The sequence below is a fragment of the Camelimonas sp. FR25 genome (assembly GCF_059740505.1).
On record NZ_JCAWFG010000065.1, the window covers coordinates 1 to 2,251 of the forward strand.

The window sequence follows — 2,251 nt, forward strand, 5'->3', positions numbered from 1 at the left end:
GAAACTCCGTCGTTGAATCCCTGCAGGACGAACTTCTCAGCCTGAAAGATGCAGGTTATCTAGTGCGTGATTTATAGACGCGCTAGAGTATCGTTACAAGAAGTTTCCTACGGTTTGCGTCGCGCCGCGTGCGCGGAGTACGCGTGGGTCGCTCGTCAGCGGGTCGACACACAAGGAGACGCGCGTAATTGAATTGAATAACCCGACATGGTCACTTCTCGCTCTCGCGATTCGCAGATTTCGTGACTTGAGATGGATGGCTAGACTCTACGAGGCCTGCGAGGCCATGCGCCACGTGCATCAATGTGTCTGGGTGGTTCCACATGGTATGCGTTCGAGAGCTATCGGACAGTTCGCCTTCGCGTGCGGCCAAGATTCCGCCAAGTGCTGCGCCAAGAAACACGAGACGTTGATTAAGCAGCGAAGCGGGGACGTGCGGCATCAAACGGCGGATATGCGCCAAGCAGCGCTGATAGCCGGAGTTCCAGCGATCCTCCAGCGCGTCCATGAACAACGATCTGTTCGAACTATGCAATCCCATCACGAAACGACTGTAGCATTCGCCTTCTGGAGGCGGTGACGGATCGACCGAGGTTCGCACTAGGCCCTCGATTATCTCGACCACGGAAATGCACTCGCCACTGCGCTCACACTTGTCCAGCCACGCATTGCGCCTGTCGTCAATCGCGCGTGCGCCGTCAACCACAAGTTCCCGCACCAACGCTTCCTTCGAGCCGAAGTAATACGTCAATGCATTGTGACTCTTCTGTCCAGCAGCTGCAGCAATTTCGCGCACGCTAACACAATCTACGCCGCGATCAGCAAAGAGGCGCAAGGCCGCGGCTTTTATGCGAGTTGCGGGTTCGTCGGACATGGAGTGGTTGGCAATCTGTTTCACGTGGCAATTCTCGCATTGACAACCAGCTTTCGTCAAACGTATTGTCCAAGTGGATAAGGAGAGGTGTGTGGACGGATTTGACCGTTATCTGCGGCTCGCAGATGGCCCCGATGAAGTTGATATGAGTCAGCTCGGAAAGATAAAGATCCGCGAGTACGTTGATAAGTTATCGTAAGCCTCACTATTACTTATCTATATTGAAATATTCGTATTTCTGTCGCGGTGAAGCGGCGTCAGATCTGTCAGATCTGTCAGATCAACATACCGGTCAAACTGTGACATCAACATCAAGCGTGTCCGACAAAGTTCGGCACGAAGAATTTAGAGGAGATATCATGAAGCTTGACAACACCATCTCCGCCGTCGTGGTCGGCGGCGCCTCCGGCCTCGGCGCCGCCACCGCTCGCCTGCTCGCCTCAAAAGGCGTGAAGGTCGCTCTGTTCGACCTGAACGCAGAGAAGGGCGAGGCTCTAGCGCAGGAACTCGGCGGCGTTTTCTGTAACGTCAACGTGACCGACGAAGCATCGGTCGATGCGGGTTTCGTCAAGGCGCGCGCCTCGATCGGCCAGGAGCGCGTTCTGGTGAACTGCGCCGGCACCGGCAATGCGATCAAGACTGCCAGCCGCAACAAGGCCGACGGCACGATCAAGCACTTCCCCCTCGATGCATTCAACATGATAATCCAGATCAACCTTGTCGGCACGTTCCGTTGCATCGCCAAGTCGGCCGCGGGGATGATGACGCTCGATCCGCTGGAAGACGGCGAACGCGGCGCGGTCGTCAACACCGCCAGCGTCGCGGCGGAAGACGGCCAGATCGGCCAGGCTGCATACTCGGCATCGAAGGGCGGCGTCGTCGGCATGACGCTGCCGATCGCGCGCGACCTGATGAGCGAAGGAATCCGCGTCAACACCATCCTGCCGGGCATCTTCAACACGCCGCTGATGCAGGGCGTGCCACAGAAGGTGAAGGATGCGTTGTCTGCGTCGGTTCCGTTTCCTCAGCGCCTCGGCCACCCGGAAGAATATGCCGCGCTCGCCACACTGATGATCGAGAACGGCTATTTCAACGGCGAAGACGTGCGCCTCGACGGTGCCATCCGCATGGCGCCGCGCTGATGTCGCCTCTTTATCTCCAATGACGGGCTCCACTCTCTTCCTATCGCTTCATTCGGAAGTAAACACAGATAGCTGAGGCCTTCATCGTAGCCGCCGGCCGCACCGCCGGAGGGCGCCGTAATGGAAAACTGGCGGGGTGGCACCCAGCAGATCTCGCGGGATCTGTGCTCGACTCGCTTGTGGACCGGAGCGGGATTGATCCGGATGTAATCGAAGATGTGATCCTGGGCTGTGT

The 2,251-nt window shown here is 57.5% G+C and carries 3 protein-coding genes; 2 read left to right on the top strand and 1 reads right to left on the bottom strand.

All coding sequences use genetic code 11. The features are described from left to right. Positions 1–211: 211 nt before the first annotated feature. Positions 212–898: a TetR/AcrR family transcriptional regulator gene (locus tag AC6A67_RS07530; RefSeq protein WP_498035931.1), complete on the bottom strand. Its 687-nt coding sequence runs from the start codon at positions 896–898 to the stop codon at positions 212–214. Between the two features lie 335 nt (positions 899–1,233). Here AC6A67_RS07530 and AC6A67_RS07535 point away from each other — a divergent pair, with 335 nt between their 5' ends. Together AC6A67_RS07535 and AC6A67_RS07540 are read left to right on the top strand one after the other, a co-directional pair. Next, the gene (locus tag AC6A67_RS07535; RefSeq protein WP_498035932.1) at positions 1,234–2,016 is read left to right on the top strand and encodes an SDR family NAD(P)-dependent oxidoreductase; all 783 of its coding nucleotides are present in this window, start codon (positions 1,234–1,236) and stop codon (positions 2,014–2,016) included. 68 nt (positions 2,017–2,084) lie between these two features. After that, positions 2,085–2,251: thiolase family protein (locus tag AC6A67_RS07540; protein ID WP_498035933.1), on the top strand; the 167-nt coding region annotated here is incomplete at its 3' end.

What these genes read in the sequence shown, in the direction of transcription:
- AC6A67_RS07535 (WP_498035932.1), top strand. Translation starts at nt 1,234, where the DNA reads ATGAAGCTTGACAACACCATCTCCGCCGTCGTGGTCGGCGGCGCCTCC.